Source organism: Jannaschia pohangensis (genome assembly GCF_900113875.1).
GTDB classification, from domain to species: Bacteria; Pseudomonadota; Alphaproteobacteria; order Rhodobacterales; family Rhodobacteraceae; genus Jannaschia; species Jannaschia pohangensis.
Window position 1 is genome coordinate 40439 of sequence record NZ_FORA01000002.1, and the last position, 24440, is coordinate 64878.

Annotated in this window: 25 protein-coding genes and 2 tRNA genes; 15 read left to right on the forward strand and 12 right to left on the reverse strand. The window is 64.8% G+C overall.

Going from position 1 to position 24440, the window contains the following annotated elements; genetic code table 11:
* The first annotated feature begins 54 nt into the window (after positions 1-54).
* Both BM002_RS07105 and BM002_RS07110 read left to right on the forward strand, forming a co-directional pair.
* Positions 55-1242: a MalY/PatB family protein gene (locus BM002_RS07105; RefSeq protein ID WP_092779007.1), complete on the forward strand. Its 1188-nt coding sequence runs from the start codon at positions 55-57 to the stop codon at positions 1240-1242.
* Between the two features lie 64 nt (positions 1243-1306).
* A complete protein-coding gene (locus BM002_RS07110; protein WP_092779009.1) occupies positions 1307-2107 on the forward strand; it encodes a DUF1194 domain-containing protein in 801 nt (266 codons plus the stop codon).
* Between the two features lie 31 nt (positions 2108-2138).
* Here the strand turns inward: BM002_RS07110 and BM002_RS07115 are convergent.
* Positions 2139-2215, reverse strand: a tRNA-His gene (locus BM002_RS07115).
* A gap of 52 nt (positions 2216-2267) precedes the next feature.
* Positions 2268-2753 carry a GNAT family N-acetyltransferase gene (locus BM002_RS07120; RefSeq protein WP_092779011.1) on the reverse strand — a complete coding sequence of 162 codons (486 nt, stop codon included), beginning with the start codon at positions 2751-2753 and terminating at the stop codon, positions 2268-2270.
* 46 nt (positions 2754-2799) lie between these two features.
* Here BM002_RS07120 and BM002_RS07125 point away from each other — a divergent pair, with 46 nt between their 5' ends.
* A complete protein-coding gene (locus BM002_RS07125; RefSeq protein WP_092779013.1) occupies positions 2800-2985 on the forward strand; it encodes a DUF6324 family protein in 186 nt (61 codons plus the stop codon).
* 10 nt (positions 2986-2995) lie between these two features.
* Here the strand turns inward: BM002_RS07125 and BM002_RS07130 are convergent, their stop codons facing one another.
* From BM002_RS07130 to BM002_RS07140, 3 genes are all read right to left on the reverse strand, one after another.
* Complete coding sequence (locus BM002_RS07130; RefSeq protein WP_092779015.1) at positions 2996-3445, reverse strand: MmcB family DNA repair protein; 450 nt, start codon at positions 3443-3445, stop codon at positions 2996-2998.
* Positions 3446-3734: 289 nt separating this feature from the next.
* Complete coding sequence (locus tag BM002_RS07135; RefSeq protein WP_175484829.1) at positions 3735-4469, reverse strand: alpha/beta fold hydrolase; 735 nt, start codon at positions 4467-4469, stop codon at positions 3735-3737.
* Positions 4470-4476: 7 nt separating this feature from the next.
* Positions 4477-5067 (reverse strand): 2-hydroxychromene-2-carboxylate isomerase, encoded by a 591-nt coding sequence (locus BM002_RS07140; RefSeq protein ID WP_092779019.1) that lies wholly within the window; start codon positions 5065-5067, stop codon positions 4477-4479.
* 151 nt (positions 5068-5218) lie between these two features.
* Here BM002_RS07140 and BM002_RS07145 point away from each other — a divergent pair, with 151 nt between their 5' ends.
* The 3 genes from BM002_RS07145 to BM002_RS07155 are packed head-to-tail and all read left to right on the forward strand — an operon-like array spanning position 5219 to position 8539.
* Positions 5219-6247 (forward strand): ribose-phosphate pyrophosphokinase, encoded by a 1029-nt coding sequence (locus BM002_RS07145; RefSeq protein WP_425431831.1) that lies wholly within the window; start codon positions 5219-5221, stop codon positions 6245-6247.
* A 39-nt stretch (positions 6248-6286) separates the two neighbouring features.
* Positions 6287-7399 carry a THUMP domain-containing class I SAM-dependent RNA methyltransferase gene (locus tag BM002_RS07150; protein ID WP_092779021.1) on the forward strand — a complete coding sequence of 371 codons (1113 nt, stop codon included), beginning with the start codon at positions 6287-6289 and terminating at the stop codon, positions 7397-7399.
* Positions 7400-7402: 3 nt separating this feature from the next.
* Complete coding sequence (locus BM002_RS07155; RefSeq protein WP_092779023.1) at positions 7403-8539, forward strand: CaiB/BaiF CoA transferase family protein; 1137 nt, start codon at positions 7403-7405, stop codon at positions 8537-8539.
* A 48-nt stretch (positions 8540-8587) separates the two neighbouring features.
* Here BM002_RS07155 and BM002_RS07160 read toward each other — a convergent pair whose 3' ends face one another.
* The 3 genes from BM002_RS07160 to BM002_RS07170 are packed head-to-tail and all read right to left on the reverse strand — an operon-like array spanning position 8588 to position 12201.
* Complete coding sequence (locus tag BM002_RS07160) at positions 8588-9637, reverse strand: substrate-binding domain-containing protein (RefSeq protein ID WP_092779025.1); 1050 nt, start codon at positions 9635-9637, stop codon at positions 8588-8590.
* A gap of 28 nt (positions 9638-9665) precedes the next feature.
* Complete coding sequence (locus BM002_RS07165) at positions 9666-10688, reverse strand: ABC transporter permease (RefSeq protein WP_092779027.1); 1023 nt, start codon at positions 10686-10688, stop codon at positions 9666-9668.
* Complete coding sequence (locus BM002_RS07170) at positions 10675-12201, reverse strand: sugar ABC transporter ATP-binding protein (RefSeq protein ID WP_092780404.1); 1527 nt, start codon at positions 12199-12201, stop codon at positions 10675-10677. Before BM002_RS07170 ends, BM002_RS07165 begins: the two co-directional genes overlap by 14 nt.
* Before the next feature lie 153 nt (positions 12202-12354).
* On the opposite strand from BM002_RS07170, the gene BM002_RS07175 reads away from it, so the two are divergent.
* From BM002_RS07175 to BM002_RS07185, 3 genes are all read left to right on the forward strand, one after another.
* A complete protein-coding gene (locus tag BM002_RS07175) occupies positions 12355-13365 on the forward strand; it encodes a LacI family DNA-binding transcriptional regulator (protein ID WP_245749164.1) in 1011 nt (336 codons plus the stop codon).
* A 289-nt stretch (positions 13366-13654) separates the two neighbouring features.
* On the forward strand, positions 13655-14944 hold the full coding sequence (locus tag BM002_RS07180) for an MFS transporter (protein WP_092780407.1): 1290 nt from the start codon (positions 13655-13657) through the stop codon (positions 14942-14944).
* Between the two features lie 339 nt (positions 14945-15283).
* Complete coding sequence (locus BM002_RS07185) at positions 15284-15970, forward strand: hypothetical protein (protein ID WP_139212305.1); 687 nt, start codon at positions 15284-15286, stop codon at positions 15968-15970.
* A 178-nt stretch (positions 15971-16148) separates the two neighbouring features.
* Here the strand turns inward: BM002_RS07185 and BM002_RS07190 are convergent.
* From BM002_RS07190 to BM002_RS07205, 4 genes are all read right to left on the reverse strand, one after another.
* A tRNA-Arg gene (locus BM002_RS07190) sits at positions 16149-16225 on the reverse strand.
* A gap of 96 nt (positions 16226-16321) precedes the next feature.
* Positions 16322-17710 carry a sensor histidine kinase gene (locus tag BM002_RS07195; protein ID WP_092779033.1) on the reverse strand — a complete coding sequence of 463 codons (1389 nt, stop codon included), beginning with the start codon at positions 17708-17710 and terminating at the stop codon, positions 16322-16324.
* A 75-nt stretch (positions 17711-17785) separates the two neighbouring features.
* The gene (locus BM002_RS07200) at positions 17786-19198 is read right to left on the reverse strand and encodes a dihydrolipoyl dehydrogenase family protein (RefSeq protein WP_092780410.1); all 1413 of its coding nucleotides are present in this window, start codon (positions 19196-19198) and stop codon (positions 17786-17788) included.
* 55 nt (positions 19199-19253) lie between these two features.
* Positions 19254-19988 (reverse strand): TVP38/TMEM64 family protein, encoded by a 735-nt coding sequence (locus BM002_RS07205; RefSeq protein WP_092779035.1) that lies wholly within the window; start codon positions 19986-19988, stop codon positions 19254-19256.
* A 345-nt stretch (positions 19989-20333) separates the two neighbouring features.
* Between BM002_RS07205 and rpmH the strand changes: the two genes are divergently transcribed.
* The 6 genes from rpmH (at position 20334) to BM002_RS07235 (ending at position 24254) form a co-directional block, all read left to right on the forward strand.
* Complete coding sequence (gene rpmH, locus BM002_RS07210) at positions 20334-20468, forward strand: 50S ribosomal protein L34 (RefSeq protein ID WP_092760861.1); 135 nt, start codon at positions 20334-20336, stop codon at positions 20466-20468.
* 56 nt (positions 20469-20524) lie between these two features.
* Positions 20525-20902 (forward strand): ribonuclease P protein component, encoded by a 378-nt coding sequence (rnpA, locus tag BM002_RS07215; protein WP_425431832.1) that lies wholly within the window; start codon positions 20525-20527, stop codon positions 20900-20902.
* 4 nt (positions 20903-20906) lie between these two features.
* Entirely contained in the window at positions 20907-21128 is a 222-nt protein-coding gene (gene yidD / locus BM002_RS07220; RefSeq protein ID WP_092779039.1) for a membrane protein insertion efficiency factor YidD, read from the forward strand.
* 320 nt (positions 21129-21448) lie between these two features.
* Entirely contained in the window at positions 21449-21706 is a 258-nt protein-coding gene (locus BM002_RS07225; protein WP_092779041.1) for a hypothetical protein, read from the forward strand.
* Positions 21707-21778: 72 nt separating this feature from the next.
* Entirely contained in the window at positions 21779-22651 is an 873-nt protein-coding gene (gene ttcA, locus BM002_RS07230; RefSeq protein WP_092779043.1) for a tRNA 2-thiocytidine(32) synthetase TtcA, read from the forward strand.
* Positions 22652-22706: 55 nt separating this feature from the next.
* Positions 22707-24254 carry a putative bifunctional diguanylate cyclase/phosphodiesterase gene (locus BM002_RS07235; protein ID WP_092779045.1) on the forward strand — a complete coding sequence of 516 codons (1548 nt, stop codon included), beginning with the start codon at positions 22707-22709 and terminating at the stop codon, positions 24252-24254.
* Positions 24255-24440 lie beyond the last annotated feature (186 nt).

Here is a 24440-nt window from a genome sequence, read left to right on the forward strand (position 1 = left end):
GCAACCTTGCAACCGCCGTGCGCACGGCTAGGGTTCGCGCCAAAGGAGAACGCCATGACCGCCCATGACCCCCGTTTCGACCCCATCATCGACCGCCGGGGGAGCCATTGCGTCAAATGGGACATGATGGAGCAGCTCTACGGCGTCCCCGCCGAAGATGGCCTCGCAATGTGGGTGGCCGACATGGACTTCCGCCCGCCCGCCTGCGTGACGCAGGCCGTGCAGGATCAGCTGGATCACGGGATCATCGGCTATTTCGGCAACGACACTTCTTATCGGGACGCGATCCGCTGGTGGATGCAGGAACGCCACGGCTGGTCGGTGGATGCCGAGGCGATCTTTACCACCCATGGCCTGGTCAACGGCACCGCGCTCTGCGTCGATACCTGGACCGCGCCCGGCGACGGCGTCGTGCTGTTCACGCCCGTCTATCACGCCTTCGCCAAGGTCATCAAAGGCAACGACCGCCGCGTGGTGGAATGCGAGATGGCCTTTGACGGCACGCGCTATACCACCGACTTCGACGCCTGGGATGCCGTGGTCGAGCGGGAGGGGGCGAAGATGATGATCCTCTGCTCGCCCCACAATCCAAATGGCCGCGTCTGGACCAAGGCCGAGTTGGAGGGCTTTGCCGCCTTCGCCAAGCGCCACGACCTGATCCTGGTGTCGGACGAGATTCACCACGACCTGGTCTATCCCGGACAGACCCATATCCCGATGGCCAACATCCCCGGCGTCGAGGACCGGCTGGTGATGATGACCGCCACCACCAAGACCTTCAACATCGCGGGCAGCCATTCGGGCAACGTCATCGTCCACGACGACAAGCTGCGCGCCCAGTTCGCCAAGAAGATGGGCGCGCTCGGCCTGTCGCCCAATTCCTTCGGCCTTTTCATGGCAACGGCGGCCTATTCGCCCGAGGGCGCGGCCTGGGTCGATGACCTGATGGTCTACCTCGATGGCAACCGGAAGCTTTTCGATGCGGGCATCGATGCGATCCCCGGCCTGAAGTCCGTCGCACTGGAGGCGACCTATCTCAGCTGGGTGGATTTCGATGCCACTGGGATGACCCGCGAGGAATTCACCAACCGTGTCGAAAAGGGTGCGCGCATCGCCGTCAATCACGGCCCGACCTTCGGCAAGGGCGGCGACAGCTTCCTGCGGTTCAACATCGCAACCCCCCGTGCCAATGTCGAAGACGCCGTGGCGCGGATGCAGGCGGCTTTCTCCGACTTGCAATAAGGGCGCGCCCCGCGACAACGCGAAGTGATTGGACGCGGCACGGAACAGGCGGCATCCTTGTCCCATGCAGCATCTGTTCCGCCTGTTCGCCATTGTCCTTTGCGCCCTGTCCTCCCCTGTGCTTGCGCAGGAGCAGGAGGTCGACCTCGAACTCGTCCTGATGGTCGATGTGTCCCGCTCCATGACCGAGCGGGAACTTGAGATCCAGCGGCGTGGCTATGCCGAGGCGCTGCGTTCGGACGACGTCTTCGAGGCGATCCAGGCCGGTCTTCTGCAAAACGTGGCGCTCACCTACATCGAATGGGCGGGGTCGCAGGAAATCATCGTCGACTGGCGGCTGATCTCCAGCCGTGCCGATCTCGATGCCTTTGCCGACCGGCTGACCTCGCGGTTGGACCCGACGCTGCGACGAACCTCCATCTCGGGCGCCCTGGCCTACGGGGCCAGCCGGATCGCGTCGAACGACTTTCGCGGCCTGCGGCAGGTGATCGACATCTCGGGCGACGGGCCGAACAATCAGGGCGTGGGCGTCGCCGCCGCGCGCGATGCGGTTTTGGCACAGGGCATCGTGATCAACGGGCTGCCGCTCATGACACAGGAAGGGATCGGGCAGGCCTGGCACCTCGATCAGCTCGACGTCTATTACCAAAACTGCGTCATCGGCGGGCCCGGCGCCTTCGTGATCCCGGTGGTGGACTGGGCGGATTTCGCCGAAGCGGTCCGGCGCAAACTGGTGCTGGAGATCGCGGCCCGGCCGTCGGACGGCCTGCTGGTGCCTGCGCAGGCAAGGGCGCGCGATCCAAGGGATTGTTTCATCGGCGAAAAGATCTGGGAGGAACGACGCCGGATCTGGGGCGAACCCTAAGGAAACACCAACCAATCCGGGATGTCAGGGATGGTACCACCGCCCCGGCTCGAACGGGGGACCTCCTGATCCACAATCAGGCGCTCTAACCAACTGAGCTACGGCGGCACGCGGGGGCGGTTTAGCGCCCCTTCCGGACCAGCGCAAGCCGGTCAGACGATCAAAGCCGCAACTCCCAGGTCTGTTCCTGCGTGGCCTGCCCAAAGGCCGTCACCGGGACCTGCGCCAGCAAGGCAAAGCCGTTGCGCGCATAAAGCCGACCCGCCGCGCGGTGGCTTTCGTGGGTCCACAGAACCAGCCGACTGGCTCCGTTGGCGCGGGCATGGCCGATCACCGCGTCCAGCAGACGCTGCGCCAGCCCGGTGCCGCGCATCGCGGGCTCCACCAGAAACATCCGCAGCTTGGCCACCTCGGGTTCAGGCCAGACACAAAAGACAGAGCCGTGCCGCTTGCCATCGGCATCGACCGCGATCCAGGCGCGGTCGTTCGGGCCCCGGTTGGCGATGAAATCGGCCAGGATACCGGCAACCAGCGCCTCGAACGCGGGGCCATAGCCTTCGTCCTGCCAGTAAAGCTCTCCGTGGCGCATCAGGACCCAGCCGGCATCGCCTGCTTCCAGATCGCGGAGTGTGATGCTATCGGCCATGGCACGGAACCTTGCGCGGCCAACCCGCGAAGTCTAGAGGGGCGACATGGGTATCAACGACGCATCCGACACCGAAGCCAACCTCCAGATCGGGCCGACCGATCAGGGGATGGTCCGCATTTTCGTCGAAAGCCGGGGCATCGAGGTGCCGATGGATTTCGAGCCGGAAGAAGCGATCGAGATCGCCGAGGAAATCCGCGCTGCGGCGATCATGCTCGGTGCCAAGGGCTGACCGACCCGGGTCAGCCGTCGACCGACAGCCCCAACATCGGATCCCGTGCGATCTGAAGCCGCGAAGCGGCGGCGCGCGCGAACCGCAGCGTCAGGGCCTTGCGCCGTGCCGCCGCGAGGGGTGTCACATTCGGCATCCGTACGACCTCGGCTCCGAACCCGTCGGCGATGATCAGCCCCGTCTCGGGCGGCAGCAGGTCGACGGGGAACGCCGTGTCCACGGCCCAGAAGTAGCGGTCCGACCATTCGAGATAGCCCTGCCACTTCGCATCAGAGGTGAAATCGACCCGGCTCGACTTGCATTCCACGATCCAGAATTCCCCCTTGGGGCCAAGCGCCATCACGTCGAGCCGTTTGCCCCGCTCGGGCGTGAACTCCTCCAGACAGGTGAAATCGTGGTCGCGCAGATGGCGGGCAACGCCGCGCGCCAGGATCTGGCCGGGTAGAAGGGTCTCCGTCATGGCCTGAAGGTGAATGAAAGGTGAACAAAAGTCCAGCCGCTTTCGCCACGCGGCCCCTTGCCGCGACCATCGCCGAAGCCTATCTGATGAGGTGGCGGTGCTTCTGTCCTTCTTGTCACCCGGACATAATTCCAGTGGCCTTAAGCAATTCCGAGGGAGCTGGCTCTGTCGCGGCCCTGGCCGAGTTATCTGGCGCCCACCTGTACATACAGGTCCTCGGGAATACATGTTCGACGGTTGCGACGGTTCACCGCCACCGACACGCCCGGGCCAATGGTCCGGGCGTTCGTCATTCGCCCCAGAACGCCTGCGCCCGCGCCGCCAGTGACGCAGGCTCGGTCAGGGGTGTCAAATGCCCCTGACCCAAGTCCTCGACCGAGGCGGAAAGACGCGCCGAAAGGCCCGCCGCGATCTGCCCCACGATGGGCGGCGGCGCATGGCGCGTCAGGATCAGGCAGGGCACCGACAGGGCCGGCAGGCGGTCGAGCACGCCGTGCACGTCATCCAGGATCGACGGCTCGCAGGCCCGGATCAGGTGGATGCGCGCGGCGATATAGGCCTGCGCCCGGTCCGACATGGCGGCGAAGGGACGACCGTCACCCCACAGATCGTGAAAGAACGCCGCCGCGCCCACCCTGTCGTCCGCGTCGAGAAAACGCGCGAAGGGCGCCATTTCGGCGGTGTGGGCCAGCCGGTCGGCCGGGTCGGCCGCCGCGAACATCACCGGCTCAAACAGGATCAATGACCGCACCCGCGCCGGATGATCGGCCAGCAGGCGCAGGGCGAGGCAGCCGCCAAAGCTGTGGCCGATGACATCGACGGGCGCATCGGGCAGGGCGGCAAGGACATCGGCCAGCGCCTGCGTCTGGAAATCGACCTGCCTGTCCCAATCCGCCGCCGCCCCATGGCCAGGCAGATCGGGGCAGATAAGCCGCCGCCCGGGCAAGGCCGCCTGCACGCCCCGCCACGCCGCCCCGGACGCCAGACCGCAGTGCAACGCCAGAACGTCCCGCGACGCGGTCATGTCCGTATCACAGCGCGCCCAGATGGCGATCCAGATCGTCGAGCCGGTCCTGGCCCCAGAAGCGTTCGTCCCCGACGATGAAGAACGGCGCACCGAAGGCGCCGGCGGCAACCGCATCCTCGAGGTTGCGGGCATAGGTTTCTGCCCCCTCCATCATCCCCGAGTTCACCAGCGACCGGTCGAACCCCGCCGCCGCAAGGCAATCGGCAATGACATCGTCTTCGGCGATGTTGCGCTCCTCGGCCCAACAGGCGCGGGTCAACCCGGCGATCAGCTGTGCCACATCGCCCGACCCGTCCCGGATCGCCGCGATTATCGCATAGGACGAAGGCGCGGGGTTGGTGGGCCAGAACGCCGGTTGCAGATTGATCGGTATGTCGAGTTTGGCCGCCGTGCGGCGTATTTCCTGCAAACGCCAGATCTTGCGATTTTCGTGCCGGTCCCCGGGCGGTGTGCCTCCGGTCCGTGCAAACAGTCCCATGATGTCGATGGGTTTGTAGGTCAGCGTCGCGCCGTGCCTGGCCGCGATCTCTGCCGGGCGGGTGCCGCACATGTAGGTGTAGGGGGAAATGGTCGCGAAATAATAGTCGATGTTCATGCACGCGCTCCGGGTTGGCCGTCGCCTCAGGGGTAGCGGGCGGCCCGCGCGGGCGCAACGGCAGGTCACGCAAGCCACCTCGCGGCTTTCGCGGGCGCGGGGCGGGTGCTAGTCCGACGCATCCGCTCTGCGGGACGATTCGAGAGGACCCATGATGCCAAGCCCCGATCCCAAGCTCATCTCCGGGAATGGAAACCGCCCTCTGGCCAAGGCCATCGCCCGCCGCATGTCGATGCATCGGGGCATGCAGATCGGTCTGGTCGATGCCCGTGTCGAACGCTTCAACGATCAGGAAATCTTTGTAGAAGTCTTCGAGAACGTGCGCGGCGAAGACATGTTCATAATCCAGTCGACGTCGAACCCGGCCAATGACAACCTGATGGAACTTCTCATCATTTCGGACGCGCTGCGCCGGTCGTCCGCCAGCCGCATCACCGCCGTCATCCCCTATTTCGGCTATGCCCGCCAGGATCGCCGCACCAAGGCGCGCACGCCGATCTCGGCCAAGCTGGTCGCGAACCTGATCGCCAATTCCGGGATCGAGCGGGTCCTGACGATGGATCTGCACGCCGCACAGATCCAGGGCTTCTTCGATATTCCCGTCGATAACCTCTATGCCTCGCCGATCTTCGCGCTCGACATCATGCATTATTTCAAGGGCGGGATGGATGACGTCATGGTTGTCTCGCCCGATGTGGGCGGTGTGGCCCGCGCGCGCGAATTGGCGCAGCGGATCAAGGCCCCCCTGTCCATCGTCGACAAGCGCCGCGAAAAAGTCGGCGAAGTGGCCGAGATGACCGTCATCGGCGACGTCACCGGCAAGACGTGCATCATCGTCGACGACATCTGTGACACGGCCGGAACCCTGTGCAAGGCCGCCGAAGTCCTGATCGGGGCGGGCGCGACCGAGGTTCATGCCTATATCACCCATGGCGTCCTGTCCGGCCCGGCGGTCGAGCGGATCACCAATTCCAAACTGAAATCGCTGGTCATCACCGACTCCATCCCCCCGACCGAGGCGATCAAGGCCTGCAAGAACATCCGGATCGTGCCAACGGCTCCGATGTTCACCCAGGCGATCCTGAACATCTGGAACGGCACATCGGTCTCGTCGCTTTTCGATACCGCGACGCTGGAGCCGATCTATGAGCCGCTCTATCCCGGGCTCGACTTCCAATAGGAAACTGGCGCGCGCGGACCCGAGCCGCTAGGACGGCGCATGTCCTTTGAAATCTTCCTGATGGCCCCCCCGGGGCTGGAGCCAATGCTGGCCGACGAGGCGGTGGCGGCGGGCTTTCCTGCGCCGACCGTTCTGCCCGGCGGCGTCACGTTTCAGGGCGATTGGCCCGATGTCTGGCGCGCGAACCTGACCTTGCGCGGCGCGGGCCGGGTGCTGGCGCGCATCGGGTCGTTCCGGGCGTTTCACCTCGCTCAGCTCGACAAGCGGGCGCGCAAGTTTCCCTGGGCCGACATCCTGCGCGCCGATGTGCCCGTCCGGGTCGAGGTGGCGACGAACCGCAAGTCCAAGATCTATCACGCGGGCGCGGCACAACAGCGGATCGAGACGGCCATCACCGAAGAACTCGGCTGCCCCGTGGCCGACGATGCACCCGTCGCGATCAAGGCGCGGATCGACGACAATCTGGTCGTGCTCAGCATCGACACCTCGGGCGACAGCCTGCACAAGCGCGGCAACAAGACCGCCGTCGGCAAGGCCCCCCTGCGCGAGACGATGGCGGCGCTGTTCCTGCGCCAATGCGGCTATCGCGGGACCGAGCCGGTGCTGGACCCGATGTGCGGGTCGGGCACCTTCGTGATCGAAGCGGCGGAAATCGCGGCGGGCCTGCTGCCGGGCCGCAGCCGCAGCTTTGCCTTCGAGCATCTGGCGACCTTCGACCCCGAAGCCTGGGCCGACATGCGGGACGTCGCCCCCCCTGCCCCGCCCGCCTTTCGGTTTCACGGGTCCGACCGGGATGCAGGCGCCTTCGCCGCCGCGCGCGCCAATGCCGAACGCGCGGGCATCGACGCGCTCGTCGACTTCCAGAAATCCGCCGTCAGCGACATTGCCCCGCCCGACGGCCCGCCCGGCCTTGTCATCGTCAACCCGCCCTATGGCACGCGCATCGGGACCAAGAAGCCGCTCTACGGCCTCCATGCCGCCCTTGGCGCGGCATTGATCGAGCGGTTCGCGGGCTGGCGGGTTGGCATCGTCACCACGCAAGCCGACCTGGCCCAGGCCACCGGCCTGCCGCTGGACCCGCCCGGCCCTTTCGTGCCGCATGGCGGGCTCAAGGTGCGGCTGCATCAGACCGGACCCCTGAAAGGACGCTGACCCATGCGCGATCTCGATGGCCTGCTGGTGGTCTCTGTCGAACAGGCGGTCGCGGCGCCCTATGCCTCGGGCAAGCTCGCCGATGCGGGCGCGCGGGTCATCAAGGTGGAGCGGCCCGAAGGCGATTTCGCGCGCGGCTATGACGATCTGGTCCAGGGCCAAAGCGCCTATTTCGTCTGGCTGAACCGCGGCAAGCAGTCGGTCTGCCTCGACCTGAAAGACCCCGCCGACAAGGCGGTGCTGACGGCGATGCTGGCCCGCGCGGATGTCTTCATCCAGAACCTGATCCCCGGCGCGCTCGACCGGATGGGACTTGGCATCGACGTCCTGCGCGCCCGGCATCCCGCCCTGATCACCTGCTCCATCTCTGGTTACGGCAGCACGGGGCCTATGGCGGATCAAAAGGCCTACGATCTGCTCATTCAGGCCGAAAGCGGGTTGTCGGCTATCAATGGCACGCCCGAGGGTCCGGCCCGGGTCGGCGTTTCGGTCTGCGATATCGCCGCCGGGATGACCGCCTACCAGGCGATCCTTCAGGCCCTGATCGGACGTTGGCGCACCGGGCAGGGTCGCGCCATCGATGTGTCGCTGTTCCACGCGATGGCCGACTGGATGAACGTGCCCTACCTGCAATATCGCTACGGAGGCCGCAAACCCGACCGCCTGGGCCTGAACCATCCGACGATTGCGCCCTATGGTGTTTTCGTCTGCGGCGATGGCAAGGCGATCCTGATTTCGATCCAGAACGAACGGGAGTGGGCACGGCTTTGCGCGATGGTGCTGGATGCGCCCGACCTGGCGCTGGCCGAGGGCTTTGCGAGCAATTCGCAACGCGTCGCCAACCGCGATGTGATCGACGGCAAGGTGGCGGCGGCCTTTGCCCCCCTGCCCCGCGATGCGGTGATCGCCCGGCTTCGGGCGGCGGACATCGCCTTCGGGCGGCTGACGGATATGGACGACCTGCTGGCCCATCCGGCCAACACGCTGATTTCCGTGCAGACCGAGGGGGGCGAGATCGAATTGCTGGCCCCCGGCGCGGTCATCGCCGGTGAGACGCCGACCTATGGCCCCGTGCCCGCAAAGGGCGCGCAAACCGAGGACATCCTGCGGGAGTTCGGGCCGGTCGCACCCAAGGCCTGACGCAGGCGTCGGACTGGCCCGCCCGCCAAAGCGGACGAGCCAGCGGGCTTACTTGCCCCAGATCGCTCTGTAGGCTTCGCGGTAGGGGCTGTCGGGGTCGAAGGAATTGCTGTCGCCCAGTTTCGCCAGACCTTCCTGCGTCACCAGCGCGGGCGAGGTGATGTAGCCCGAGCAGGCCTCGCCCTGAACGGCGCGGTTCAACTCGTCCACCAACTGCCACCCCTGAAGGTTCAGCGGCTCGGCCACGGTGATGGCCTGGTACTGCGCCGCGCGGATCCGCTGGAACGCGGCTTCCGACCCGTCGCCTGCCGATCCGGCCAGCGGCGCGCCGTCGCCCGGGATACCGGCTGCCGCGAGTGCGGGGCCCATGAAGTCGAAATAGAGGTCGTTGATCGCCAGCGCATGGGTCCAGCTGTCGCCGTACTTCTGGAGCAGGCTGGTGGTCAGCGGGCCCATCCGGCTGGAGGTGTCGGCAATCGGGGTGTCGACATATTCCAGAACGGTGCCGCCCATCGCTTCGATGGTCTCCTTGATGCGGTCGGCCTTGTCGATGGCGATCTGGTAGGTGCTGTCGGTGAAGATCACCACGCCCACATTGTCGCCGCCATCGGCCATGGCCCATTCCGCCGCGACTTCGGACACGGTCATCGCGTCGGTCGAGACGTTCGCGAAGATTCCGCCGGGCGCGTCACAGCCGATCTTGGGCCCCGAATGCCAGGCGACCATCGGGATGTTGGCCGCAACCACACCTTCGAGCGCGGCTTGCTGCTCGACCGCATCGAAGCCGTTGATGACGATGCCGTCCGGCTGGAGGGCCATCGCCTGACCGATCGCAGCGGTCCGCCCCTGGATCGAGCCGCCGCCGTCAAGGACGCGCACGTCCCAACCGATGGCCGCCGCGGCCTCTTCGACGCCGTTCGTGACGCCCAGGATGCCGCCGTTCTTCAGGTCTGCCGCAAGGACGACGATCGACTTGCCCTCGGCGGCCGCAGGGCCGGTGGTCGGCCCGTCGAATGCGGTCTGCGCCAATGCGGGCAGGCTCAGCCCGGCCAGCACGCCGCCGACCAGCACGGTGTTCAAAAAGGTTCGCTTCTTCATGGTTCATCCTCCCTTGGATGGTTTGTCGTCAGCGCTTCTCGGCGCCTTTCCGACGTTGCGCGTAGCCTGCGATGCCGATGGCGATCAGCAGGGTGACACCGTTGAACAGCGGCTCGACCCAGAACGAGCCGCCGAATTGTTGAATGCCCGAGATGCCGACCGCCAGGATGGCGACACCCACGATGGTGCCCCAGACGTTAACGCGGCCCGGCTTGATGGTCGTCGACCCGAGGAATGCGCCTACAAGTGCGGGCAACAGGAATTCGAGCCCGACCGACGCCTGACCGATCCGCAGCTTTGAGGCGAGGATGACCCCGGCCAGCGCCGTGATCGTGCCGGAGCAGAGGAACGCGCCGATGACATACTTCCGCGTCGGAATGCCGTTCAGCTGCGCCGCCCGCTGGTTCGCCCCGATGGCATAGAGGTACCGGCCCACGGGCGTGTATTCGAGGATGACCCACATCGCGACCGTGATGGCCAGAACATAGAACCCGGTGATGGGCAGGCCGCCCACGAAGGTGCCGTTGATCGCAAGGAACCCGTCGGGCAGCACGCCCACCATCTGACGCCCGCCCGTATGCCAGAGTGCCAGCGCATAGAGCACCGTCCCGGTCCCGAGGGTCGCGATGAAGCTGTCGATCTTGGCGACCTCGACCAGAAGCCCGTTCAGGAACCCCGAGAGCGCCCCCAGGATCAGGACAATCGCCACCGCCAGCGGCCAGGGCAGGCCATAGATCGTCTGCAAACTGATGGCGAGGATGTGCCACAGCACGATCCCGTAGCCGACGGTCAGGTCGATCCGCCCCGCTGCCATCGGGATCATGGCCCCAAGGGACAGAAGCGCGATGATGGCCTTGTCCGACACGATGGCCCGGACATTGAGCATGGTCGGGAAGGTGTTCGGCAGCAGGACCGAGAACAGCCCGATCAACAGGACCGTCAGGATCACGAGGCCGTAGACCGGCAAGAACCGCGCGACGCGCCGTCCGAACGACAGGCCCTTCAGGTCGGCCTTGGTGGGTTCGAGCGCGCTCGATTCAAGCGATTGCATGTGTGTCGTCCTTCTGGCGCGCGACATTCCCGGCGGAAGCGGTCTGGATCAGGTTCTCGGTGGTCAGGCGGGTGCCGCTCAATTCATCGACGATGGCCCCCTGGCTGAACACGATGGCACGGTGGCAGATCGTGGCGATCTCCTCGAAGTCGGTGGAGACGACGATGATCCCCACCCCCTCGGCCAGCGCACGGTTCAAAAGGGCATAGATCTCTGCCTTGGCCCCCACATCGACACCGGCGGTCGGGTCTTCGCAGATCAGGAGCTTGCGCTTGGTGGCAAGCCATCGCCCCAGGACAACCTTCTGCTGGTTGCCGCCCGACAGCGCCTCGATCGCGAGGGTCGGCTCGTTCGGCGACAGGCCCAGTTCGGCGCCGATGATGCTTGCCCGTTCCGCTTCGACGCGCGGGGACAGGATGTCGAGGATCCTGCGTCCGATACTGGCCGGATTGAGGAAGGTGTTTTCCCGGATGGTCAGGTTCATCGCGACGGATTCCTCGGTGCGATCCTTGGCGACAAGGCCGATCCCCGCCTCAAGGGCCTTCTGCGGCGTCGACAGATCCGGAACGGCCCCTTTCAATTCGACCTTCCCCGCAAAGGGTTTGAGGCCGAACAGCGCCCGGCTGATCGCCTCATGACCCGCGCCGCGCAACCCGACCAGGCCCACGATCTCATTCTCGACCAGATCGAAATCGAGCGGCCCGACGCCCCCGGCCCGGAACCCGTGGAGCGACAGGATACGGGCGCCGGGGGCCGCCGTGCTCTTGACGGTTTCGCGGGTCTTGCGACCGACGATCTTCTGGACCAGTTCCTCGGGCGTGGTGTGGGCGATGTCGCGCATGCCGACCATGACGCCGTCGCGCAATACCGTCACGCGGTCGGCAATCTGGAAAATCTCGTCCAGGCGGTGGCTGACATAGATCATGCCGACGCCGCGTTCGCGCAGGGGACGCAGCGCCCGAAAGAGGCGCTCCACCTCATCGGCGGGAAGCGAGGCGGTCGGCTCGTCCAGGACAAGAAACTCGCTGTCCACCGCCAGGGCGCGCGCGATGGCGACCAGCGATTTCTCGGTCCGCGACAGGTTCTCGACCCGCGTCGTGGGATCAAAGTCGCAATCGACCTTCCTGAGCGCTTCCATGGCAAAGGCCTCGACCTTGCCCCATTGAATGATGCCCGTCCGGCGCGCGAATCCGAGCGCCAGAGCGATGTTCTCGGCCACGGTCATCCATTCGATCAGTCCCAGGTCCTGATGGATGAATGCCACTTTCTGACGCTCGCCAAATCCGGCGGGGCGATGTTGATAGGGTGTCCCGTCGATCAGGACGCGTCCGCCATCGGGTTGGTGAATGCCGCCCAAAACCTTGATCAGGGTCGATTTCCCGGCGCCGTTTTCCCCAAGAAGGGCAACGATCTCGCCCCGGCCCACGGACATGGACACGTCGCGCAGCGCATAGGTGCCGCCGAAATGCTTGTCGATGCCGTCGAAAAACAGACCCGATTGCAGGTTCTGCATGGCCATCCCCCCAGACGCCGCGGCTCAACCCTCCCGTTGAGTTACCCGTAACGTACTGCTATTCTCTGGCGAAGTCCGCGCACGAGTCAAGATTTAAGTTACCGGTAACGCAAAAACGCAGATATGGCCGATAAATCCAGCAAAACCAATAAGGTGAGCCTGTCACAGGTGGCCAAGGCGGCCGGCGTCTCCAAGATGACGGCAAGCCGCGTCCTGCGCGGTGACGGCGGCTATTCCGAAAAGACCCGCGCCCTTGTCATGCAGAAGGTCGACAAGCTCGGCTATCTGCCGAATCGACTGGCCTCGGTCTTTGCAGGTGACCAGATTTCGACCTTCGTCGGCGTCTCGATACCGGACCTCGGGAACGAGATTTTCGCGCAGGTTCTGGAAGGGATCGACCGCAAACTGGGCGCGTTCGGCCACCAGACGGTTCTGGGCCTGACGCAGCACACCCCCGAGGAAGAGGAAAACTGGATCCGCACCGTTTTGTCGTGGCAGCCCGCCGGCCTGATCCTCACGGGCCGGTCCCATGCGCCCCGCGCCATCGAGATGTTGCGCAACGCCGCCATCCCCATCGTCGAGATATGGGACCTGAACTCCAGCCCCCTCGACATGAGCGTCGGCATCAACCACTTCGACGCGGGCTTCGACATGGGCCGCTATCTGGTCGGATGCGGCTATCGCAACATCGCCTATGTGGGCACGTCCCATGACACGGCGAACGCCGCCACGACGCGCCTGGCCGGGTTCACCAAGGCGGTCGAAGGCGGCGGGGGGCGCGTCACGCGCCACCTCTGCCTGCACGACACGGCCGCCTATTACCCGGGCTTTTACGGGACCGAACAATTGCTCGCCTCGACCACCGATGTCGAATGCATCTTCTATCAGAACGACGCGATGGCCTTCGGCGGGATGCAGTATTGCACGGCCAACGGGATGGATGTGCCGGGCGACATCGGCATCGCGGGTTGGGGCAACCTGCCTATCGCCTCGGTCATGCCCAAGCGCCTGACATCGATGCATGTGCCCCACCTGAAACTGGGCCAGGTCGCCGCCGAAATGATGCTGGCCCGCCTGTCGGGCGAACCCGTCGTCAACTATCGCGACATCGGCTTCAAGCTGATCCCCGGCAGCACGGTCAAAAACGTGATGGCGCGCGGCTAGGTTCGTCTGGCCGGTCGGCTTCACCTGCGGCGTCGGCCGACGGATCAGGAAGCATTTGAACCCTCGCCCTCGTTGACTTGTTGCAGCGAACTCTTTGCGTCCGATCAAAGGGGCGCGTCACACAATGCCGACCCAGACCGGACATCCACTGCCGGGCCTTCGATTAACCCGCGCGGTCGACATGACCGATCGTTCTCCCTGTTCGAACGGCCCCTGCGGCTTTCGTTGGACAAACCCCTAGCCAACCCAAGGTCTTGTGGATGGTGGCGGCAACGTCGATGCTGCGCGCATGGCGACAGAAATCGAGTTCTCCTCAGCGGCGCTAACCCCTACGGCGCGGCGACACATTCGGGTGTTTCAGATACACCAGTTCCTTGACCGTTTTGCGATGGGACTGACGGTTGCCGTCGTTGCTCTGGCGTTGACTGACAGAGGTATGGACCTTTTCCAGATCTCGCTGCTTTTCGGGGTCTACGCGCTCACCACCCTGACGATGGAGCTGCCTTTCGGCGGTTTGGCCGACAGTGTCGGACGCAAACCGGTCTTTCTGTTGGCAATCGTCGCCAGCTTGATTTCGCTCGCGCTCTTCCTGTCGACCAGCGATTTCCATGTTCTCGCACTCTCATTCGCATTCATCGGCTTCGGACGCGCGCTTCGGTCGGGCACGCTTGACGCATGGTTTGTCGAAACCTTCAAAGCCGAAGCCCCGGATGTCGATGTGCAGCCCGCCCTCGCCAAGGCGCAATGGGCCAATGCCGTGGGGTTGGCCGTCGGTGCGGTTGTGGGCGGTGTTCTACCCGATGTTCTCGGTGCCGGGGCGGAAAGGATCGGCTTCAGCATCTACGACGTGTCCTATGCGGCAAGCTTTGCTGTGATGCTGGGCGTGTTCGTCTTCACGATGTCGTCCATCGTCGAAACGCCACGTCCGAAGAACGGCAACGCCCTCAGGCAAGGGTTCGCAAGCGTCCCCACGGTGATACGGGACGCGAGCCTTCTCGCCCTGAAACATCCTGTCCTGGCGATGCTTCTGGCCTCGCTGGCCTTCTTTTTGATGGCCACCAACCCGGTCGAGGTCATCTGGCCGACCCACGCAAAACCCATGTTGGACGAAGGCTATGCAAACACGGTGATCGGTGTCGTGACAGCGATCTATTTCTTTGCCATCGCCTTCGGGGCATCCTTGTCTCCGCTTGTCAGCCGCATTTTCAAGCGGCGGCACGCCATGACGCTGGCAGCGACATTCGCAGGCTTGGCGGGCGCTCAGATCGCCTTGGCGTTGCAAGGCGGAATCGTCGGCTTCGTGGCGGTTTTCACCCTGTATTCCGTGATCCTTGGTGTCAGCGAAACGCCAGCCAGCGCCATTCTGCATCGCTGCGTGGGCGACCACCAACGGTCGACCATGCTGTCGCTGAGATCATTGATCCAACAGTTGGGGGCCGCACTCGGTCTGGTAATCGCCGGAGCCGTCGCCGACGCATATTCCACACCAATCGCCTGGATTGTGGGGGCGGCATTTCTTCTGATGGCAGTGATGCTGACCTTGATGCTGGTCAGACAACAGGCCGCAGAAGCCGAATAGCTGACGTCCAACAAGAGGGTGTCGAATGCCATGCGGAACCGACCCTGTGCGCCGGCCCTTCTGAGTAGCGTTGGGAAGCCGTGCCAAGCAACCCCACCTCAAATGCCAGGCATCTCGGACCCAAACCGCACCGTCACTGCGGAACGCGCGGGGGTCCGGAGAGCGGACGAAGCGCCATTTCGCTGCAGTTGCGCCAATGGCCGGTTCATGCGAATCGACTGCGCAGTTAGGTCTTGGGGGAAGCGTATTGATCTCAGGAATTGGGCGACGTCGAAGGTTTAATGGCCAGTACCGCCAAGACAGCTAAGCCGATATCTCCAACCTTCTCAAGGAGGGGCCGTGGCGAATAAAAAGGCATTTCTGTTGTTGACGGGTACTGCCGTTCTTGGCGGCTTTTTCCTCGCGGTGATAGGAGATCTCGGTGATGAACCCAAAAGCCCAATCGCATGGCTGCAGTATCCTTTGCTGCTTTTCTTGGCATGGGGCGCCTTGACCACGCCTGTCGACGCGCAAATCAAGGCCAGGTTTATTCCATTTGTCTTCCTGTCCTGGCTCTTGGGGATGTCGGTCGAATTGACACTCACTGTGGACGGGTCCGGCATCGGTGGTGTTCATCCAGACACGGTAGCTTCATTTATTCTTGCACAAGGGGACTATATCCCACTCGGAATTCTTGTCTGGGCATTTCATCGTTGGATGGGGTGCCTGATGTACGAGTGCGCTTGGGTAGTGACCGGTATCGCCCTGACAGAAGGTTTGGTCTTCACAGGGAGTGTGACAGCGTCGATTTCTTCGGGATCGTTTATTGGAGCACTCATTGTGACCTGTTATCTGATCGCCCTCTATATGGTATATCTTTTGCTGCCATTCCGGCTGTGTGGCGTGGGTCTTGAAAAGGTGACGACGACCAAGTCCATATTGCTACTGGTTCTTGCGGGATTTGTATCTGCATTTGTGGTCAGGTCGTTCTGGGGTTTGATCTATAGCCCACTAATATCGACTATTTTTGATCTTCCATTGGCTTGAGCCTATGTCGTCAGAGCCTCCGTTCGATTGCCTTGCAGCATCAAACAAATTGGACTCGAAGCTGCCGTTTTTTGCGCCAGCCGCCCGGCGCAAACGGCCCTTGCCCCGTACCGCACGCGATTTGGGTCGGTTACCTGACACAAACGTCGGTCTTGCTTGGCATCTGACAAAGGGGAAATGGCGCGCTGGGGAGGATTCGAACCCCCGACCCCTTGATTCGTAGTCAAGTACTCTATCCAACTGAGCTACCAGCGCACTACGGCTCGCGGGATAGACCCGGTGCGCCGTGTACGCAAGGGGGTAATCCGCTGAAATGCGAGAACGGCGGCGGGACGATGCGGAGGGCCGTGCTCAGGCGGCGTCCAGTTCCCGCGGCAGGACCAGACAGAACACCGTGCCCTCCGGCCCCGTCTTTTCCAACTCCAGGGTGCCGCCATGGCCGCGCACCAACTCTTGCGCGATGGCGAGGCCGAGGCCGGTGCCGCCCTTGCGCACATTGCCCTGGAACGCCTGAAACAGGTTCTCCTGCGCCTTGGGCGGAAGACCCGGGCCGGTATCCGTCACGCGAATGTGCCAGCCCGTATCGTCCTCTCCGGCAGACACGGTGATCGTGCCGGGCTGTGCCGCGGTCTCCATCGCCTGACGGGCGTTGCGGATCAGGTTGCCGACGACGCGGTGCAACTGATCGGGGTCCATCCGGATCGAGAGACCGGGAGGCGCGTCATGGACGATACGGACCAGCTCCGGGTCGACGGCCAATTGTTCGCCCTCGCAAAGCTCCTGAAAGAAGGCATCGGCGGACACCATCTGAAGCGCGGGGGGCGCTTCCTCGGCGCGGCCGAAGGCCAGCGTGCCCTCGGTCAGGCTGACGGCACGGGTCAGCGATTTGACGATCTTCGGGGCGATGCGCTTGACCGTCGGGTCGTCCACCATCTCGAGCCGGTCCCCAAGCAGGGTCGCGGTGGTCAGGATATTGCGCAGATCGTGGCTGACCTTGGCGACGGCACTGCCCAATTGGGCCAGGCGCTCCTTCTGGCGCAGGGATTGCGTCAGCTGCGTCTCGAGGTCGCGCAGCGTCATCTCGGCCTCGCGCAGCTCGCGCACGGAGGAGCGCGGCTCGATCACCCGGCGCGCGTCTTCGGGGGCCTCCGCATAGCGGCGCATCTGGCGGACCAGCGCCTTGATGGGGGTTACCATCAGGCGGCGCACGGCCAGGAACAGAAATGCAGAGGTCAGGACCGAGATCACCAGGCTGAGCCAGAGGATCGTGATGCCGTAGTCGACCATCGCCATGTGCAGGTCGCCAGTGTCGATGGCCGCCTCGATCTGCGTACCGCCACCGCGCGCGGGTTCGGCGATGACCCGGATGATCTCGGGCGTGGGGGTGACGAAGCGGGTCAGCGCATCGCGGATCAGCACGAATGTGGAAGGGTCGCGCAGGTCCACCGTCCGGGTCACCGGGCCGGGCAGGTCCGACGACAGCACCAGTTGGCGCAGGGAGTCGCGGCGCAGCACGACGTTGAGCACGCCCGCATTCTCCAGCAGTTCCACCTCCAGTTCGTCGTCGATCATGTCACCCGTCCCCAGCAGGGCGAGCGAGGCGATCTGGGCCCGTTCCATCCGGTCGGTGAGGTAATCGAGGCGAAAGCGCGCGATCGACGGCACGAAGATCAGCACTTCGGCCAGCATCACGAAGATGACCGTCAGGATGAGGAAACGGCCGGAAAGGGTCTTGAGCATCGGGTGTCCGGTCGGGAATGCGTTGCGGGCAGTCTAGCGCCCCGACCGCCGCTTGGCGACCGGGGCAGCGGCGTGTCAGGGAAGGTAGCGTTGCACGAGGCCCACGACCTTCTTGACGGTCGGGTTTTCGAACAGGCGCGGGACGTAGTACTGGCCCGCCGCCCGCTTGGAGATCTCGCCAAGCGTCGGATAGGGCGCCACCATGGCGGCGACGGCCCCGATCTTGAGCTTGTTGGCAATGACCAGTGCCCAGAGACCGATGAGTTCGCCCGCCTGTTCGCCCACGATGGACGCGCCGATGGGGCGTCCCTTGACCACCATCACCTTGATCAGGCCCTTGGTCTTGCCCTCGGCGATGGCGCGGTCGTTCTCGTGGAACGGGAAGCGCAGCACTTCCAGCGCGCGGCCGTGTCTTTCGCGGGCCTGCGCCTCGGTCAGGCCGACCTGGGCCAGTTCCGGCTGGGTATAGGTGGCCCAGGGGATGTGATCCTCGCGCGCCTTGGCGGGCAGGCCGAACAGGATGGGGCGGATCACGGTTGCGCCGTGATAGCCTGCCACATGGGTGAACTGGAATCCGCCCGCCACGTCGCCGATGGCATAGACCCGGCGGTTGGTGGTTCGCAGGTCGGGGCCGACCTTGATCGCGCGGTCATGTTCGATCCCGGCGGCATCGAGGTTCAGCCGGTCGATGTTGGCCTTGCGCCCGACCGCCATCAAAAGGTGCGAGCCGGTGAAATCGCCGTTGTCGGTGTGAACGGTGATCGTCTTGCCCTTGCCCGAGATGCGTTGCGCCTTGGCGCCCTCGACGATCTCCACGCCTTCGGCGCGCAGGGTGTCCAGAACGATGGCCGCCATTTCGGGGTCGTCCTTGCCCATGGCCTTGGCGCCCTCGATCACGGTGACCTTGCATCCGAGCCGGACATGGGCCTGCGCCATCTCCATCCCGATGGGGCCGCCGCCGACGATGACCAGGTGGTCGGGCTTTTCCATCAGGTCGAAGATCGTCTCGTTGGTGTGGACGGTCACCGTGTCGATGCCGTCGATGGGCGGCACCAGAGGCGAAGAACCGGTGGCGATGACGATGCGGCGCGCGGTGATGCGATAACTGCCCGCGACCACGGTGTCCTTGTCGGCGAAGGCGCCGTATTCGCGGATGACACGGACGCCCAGACCTTCGAACCGTTCCTGGCTGTCGACAGGAGCGATCGTGTCGATCACCTTGTGGACATGCTGCTTGGCGGCGGCAAAATCGACCTTGGGCGAGACCGGGCTCACCCCGTATTTTTCGCCGCTGCGCATGGCCTGGGCCTGCTTGCCCGCCGCGATCAGCGCCTTGGACGGCACGCAACCGAAGTTGAGGCAATCGCCGCCCATCTTGTGCCCTTCCAGAAGGGTCACATCGGCGCCCATCTGGCTGGCTCCGGCGGCGAAGGACAGGCCCCCGGACCCGGCCCCGATGACCAGCACGTCTGTCTTGATCTCTTCCATGGCACGGTCCTCGGTTCTGAGCATTTCTTTGGGTGTGTTGAGCATGTTCATCGGATCAGCCCTTGGCCCGGAACTTCTTGATCGCGATCGGCAGCACCGCCAGAAGCGCCAGCCCCAGGATCGGGCCGAGGATATGCGGCTCGAAGATGATGCCGAAATTCGGCGTTTCGCCCCGGGCAAAGACCTCGCCCAGACCGGCACCGACCCACGTATAGACCAGGCCGCCCGGCAGGATGCCGAAGAACGTCGTCAGCACGTATTTCGGCAGCTTCACCCCGACGAAGGCCGGGATCAGGTTGGCCACGAAGAACGGCACGGCGGGGACAAGGCGCATGATGAGCAGATAAGACGTCTCGTCCTCGCGGATGCCGTCCTTGATCCTTTTGACCGTTCCGCCCGAGGCATCCATCCGCGCCGCCAGCCGGTCGCCCAGCCCGTACTTGGCGGCAAGGAAGATCAGCGTGGCACCGACCGTCGCCGCAGCGGCGTTGAAGAAGACGCCCGGGAACAGGCCGAAGAGGAACCCGCCCGTCAGCGTCGCCACGGCGGCCCCGGGCAGCGAGAATGTGACGATGGCGATATAGGCGGCCACGAAGACCAGCACCGTCAGCAGGTAATTCGCATCGCGGAAGGCCAACAGCGCCTCGCGGTTGGCGGCCAGCGTCTCGAAATTCAGGTAGTCGCGTAACAGGAACGACCCGGCAACGGCGGCGGCGGCGATAAGGGCCAGCGGAAGATAGCGGGCCAACGCGGATTTCTGCGGAGTGTCGGGCATGGGATGATCGGTCATCGTTTTGGGCTCTCTTGTCCAGTGGGCCGCCGAACGGCAGGGCGTCGGGGGCGGGAGAATATCATATGTTGAGCCGACACATGACCGGGGATGATGGTTCCCGATAGCCCACCTCACGGTCACGTCAGCGCCCGTGTGCCAGCGCCAGCGCAACACCCCTGAATGTTACAACGGCTGTCATCCGCAGGGGCCGAACTGTAACAGGAGACAGGGCACCGCAACGGCAATGCGATTCCCGCTCGGTGGGCGTTGACAGCCCAGACCACACCGCCTAGACGGCGGCTTCCAGATTTGCCCGGTCGTTGATTCATCCCGAGTCCGGCCCTGAACACCGGAGAGAAGGCCATGAAACGTACCTTCCAGCCCTCGAACCTCGTCCGCAAGCGGCGTCATGGGTTCCGCGCACGCATGGCCACCAAGGCCGGCCGCCGGATCCTGAACGCTCGCCGTGCCCGCGGTCGCAAGGTCCTGTCGGCGTAAGCCACTTGACGGACGACGCCATTTCGACGCCGGAGGCCGAAGGGTCTCCGGCGTCTTTGCGTGTTCTGAGGAAGCGGTCGCAGTTCCTGGCCCTGAACCGGCAGATTCGCGTGTCCGCCAAGTCCTTCATGCTTCAGGCCCGCGACCGGGACGACGACGACCCGACCATCGGCGTCGGCTTCACCTGTTCCAAGAAGGTCGGCAACGCCGTGGCGCGCAACCGGGCCAAGCGGCGACTGCGCGAGGCGACGCGGCTAGTCCTGCCCGACCTGGGCCGGGCCGGATGGGACTATGCCCTGATCGGCTGGCAGGACAGCACCGCCGACCGCCCGTTTGCCGACCTCCTCGGGGATCTGCGCGATGCCCTTGCGAAGGCGCATGCTCCGGGCCGTCGCCCGAACCCCGCGCCTGCCTCCCCGCCGCGCAGGCGTTGACCCGATGACCCCCCTCGCCCGCATCCTCTCCTGGCCGGTCCATGCCTACCGCGCGGTCTTCTCGCCCCATGTCGGCCACAACTGCCGCTATCATCCGACCTGTTCCGCCTATGCGCTGGAGGCGTTGGCCCGGCATGGCGGGATCAAGGGCGGCTGGCTCGCCCTGCGCCGGATTGCGCGCTGCAACCCCTGGGGTGGGTCCGGTATCGACAATGTGCCGGACTGACACGCTTCGCCGCCGATCCCCGATCCCGGCCAAGAATCGCTTTGCTGCCCCTACGTCATCGTGTATCCGAACCCTGTCGCCACATCAGCCAGAGGGAGGGGACGCATGATCATCGCATACGTACGCCTTTCCAGGGTGACCCCGCGACGCCCGGTATCGGGTATCTGCGCCGCCTGGCGCGCCTGATCCGTCGCCGTCCCTGACGGCCTTTCCAAACTGTCCTGACCCTCTCGCGTGCTGACCCATCGGGTCGGTGGTGTCCGCGGTCCTCCAATTCCATTTCCCCAGACAAGAGGCCCCGCAGGTGCGGGGACAGATCCATGAATGCATTGCCCCTGCGTCCCGGCCCCACTCAACCCGATGCGATCGACGTCGCCATTCGCACCCATGGCGCGTTGCGCGTCCTGCTGGCGGCGATGGTCGCCTTGCTGCGCCCCCGTGTCCGCCCGCCCGACAGGCGGTCCCTGGACGTCCCCGACTATCTGCGCCGTGATCTCGGCCTGGACGCAGCAACCCCGCGCCTGCCGTCGGAGCGGGGGCGCCTGCCACCGCCCCGAGGGCCCTTCAGCCTGAAATAGTCGGCGCGCGTCCGGTTTCCCCCGGGCGCGAAACCCTCTATCACCCGGGCAAATCCTTGCCCGGAGGCCGCCATGCTCGACGATGCCGACGACGACATCCACCCGCTGTTCGCGGGCGCGCCCAAGACCACCGAATTCCGCAAGCTGCGCAAACGGATCATCCGCGAAACGCGCGAGGCGCTGGACCGCTATGGCATGGTCAACCGCGGCGACCGTTGGCTTGTCTGCCTGTCGGGCGGCAAGGACAGCTATACCCTGCTGGCCGCGCTGACCGAGTTGCAGTGGCGCGGCGTCCTGCCGGTGGACATCCTGGCCTGCAACCTGGATCAGGGACAGCCGAATTTTCCGGCGACTGTCCTGCCCGCGTTTCTGGAAAAAATGGGCGTTCCGCACCGTATCGAATACCGCGACACCTATTCCATCGTGAAGGACAAGGTGCCCGCCGGGCGCACCTATTGCGCGCTGTGTTCGCGGCTGCGTCGGGGCAATCTCTACCGCATCGCGCGCGAGGAGGGATGCTCTGCCGTCGTTCTGGGCCACCACCGCGACGACATCCTCGAGACGTTCTTTCTCAATCTCTTCCACGGCGGCAAGATCGCCACGATGCCGCCCAAGCTGCGCAACGACGAAGGCGACCTGATGGTCCTGCGCCCCCTCGCCCATGTGGCCGAGGCGGATTGCGAGCGATTCGCCCGGGACATGGGGTATCCGATTATTCCCTGCGATCTCTGCGGCTCCCAGGACGGGCTGCAACGACAGGCGATCAAGTCGCTTCTCGACGGTTGGGAAGCCAAGGCGCCCGGGCGTCGTGGCAAGATGTTTTCCGCCCTCATGCAGGTTCGCCCGTCCCATTTGCTCGACCCCACGCTCTTCGATTTCGCGGGGCTGATGCCGGTGCCACCGGTTGATCCGGACAATTCGACGGAAATCCCGGCCCTTCGTTAAGGTCCCGGTCATTCTCGTGGGATAGCCCTCCGTGACGAATATTTCGGAGGGTTCCATGTCAGACGGGCGCAGCCTCAAATTGACCACGCGGGAACGGCTGTCCCGTTGGATCGCACGAATCGACTGGCTGCTTGTCTTTCCAATCGCTGCCGCCGCCGCCTGGAGCTTCGGGGAAAACGCCGTCGCCATGGTGCTGACGGTCGTGCTGCCGATCTGCCTGCTGCTGGACGGGCGCGGATCGCGTCGACGCGAAAACCTGCTGATGGAATTTGCCAGCGGTCAGCCGCTGGCGCGCACCTCGATCCAGAAAATCGTGGATGATGTGCTCGAGGATTGCGCGCGCCGCCAACGCTCGACGGCCGTGATGCACTTCCAGATCGACGGGTTGCACGTCGCCGACGGCGATTGGGACGCGGATTCCCAGGATGCCATCATGGATCGCCTGATCCAGCGGATGAGCACGGCCTTGCGCGGCCAGGATGCCATCATGCGCACCGGCAGCGACGGCGTGATCATCGTGCTGGCCCCGACCCGCAGGGTCGACCTCGACACGATCATGAATGTCGTCGACCGGGTGCAATCTGCGGTCGCCGAGCCGGTCTCGCTCGACGGACGGACGGTGCGCGTCTCCTGTTGTGCCGGCATCTGCAGCGAGGCTATGTCGCCCAGCCGCAGCGGAAGCGCCATGCTCGCCGCCGCCGATTGCGCCATGCGGATCGCGCGGCGACAGGGGGATGACGCCGTCCGGGTCTTTACCGCCGACATGCAGGCCCGGGTTGAAACCGACCACCGTCTGTCGATCCAGATCGACGATGCCCTTGATGCGGGCCAGATCCGTCCGTGGTTCCAGCCTCAGATCGATGCCCGCAGCGGCAAGCTCGCGGGCTTCGAGGCCCTTGCCCGCTGGCACCATCCGGATCTCGGCGTTCTGGCCCCGGGGCAATTCCTGGCCTCGATCCATGCCGCCGGACGCGGCGCCGACCTTGGTGACCAGGTGCTCAAGGCCACGCTCGAAGCTCTGATCGAATGGGATCGCACCGGCATCGAAGTGCCTTGCGTCGGTGTGAACTTCTCGCTCGACCAGCTGATGGATCCGCGCCTGGCCGAACGGGTGATCTGGCAGCTCGACCGCCACGACATCGCCCCGAACCGCATCGCCATCGAAATCCTTGAGACCGTGACGCTGCGCGACGGCGACGAGACCATCATGCGAAACCTGCGCGCGCTCCGCGACGCGGGCTTCCGGCTCGACCTTGATGATTTCGGGACCGGTGCCGCGTCCATCGCCCATATCGCCCGCTTCGGCGTTCATCGCATCAAGATCGACCGCAGTTTCGTCAGCGGCATCGACAGCGACCCTGCGCAACGCGAAATCGTCGCCGCGATCCTTGGTCTGGCAGAACGCCTGGGCATCGACACGTTGGCCGAGGGCGTCGAGACGCCGGAGCAACAGGCCACGCTCACCGCCATGGGCTGCCCGCATTTGCAGGGCTACGGAATTGCTCGACCCATGCCCTTTGCCGACACGATCCCCTGGGCCCTGTCGCGCCCCATTGCCGCAGACCTGTCCCTGCGCACGATGCAGCCGCGCGGACGGGCCTGACGTCCGACAGACGCCCCGACGATGATCCTGGCCCGTTGCTGTCCCCGCAAGTGCCCGGTTTGACGGCCGAGATTTCACCGTCGCCGATTTGTTCCGCGCGCGACCCCGGCATGCGCCGGACGGCCCGGCGGTCAAGGCAAACACTCCCCAACCCCGCCGCAAACGGTGAATCGCCTTGACCTTCCC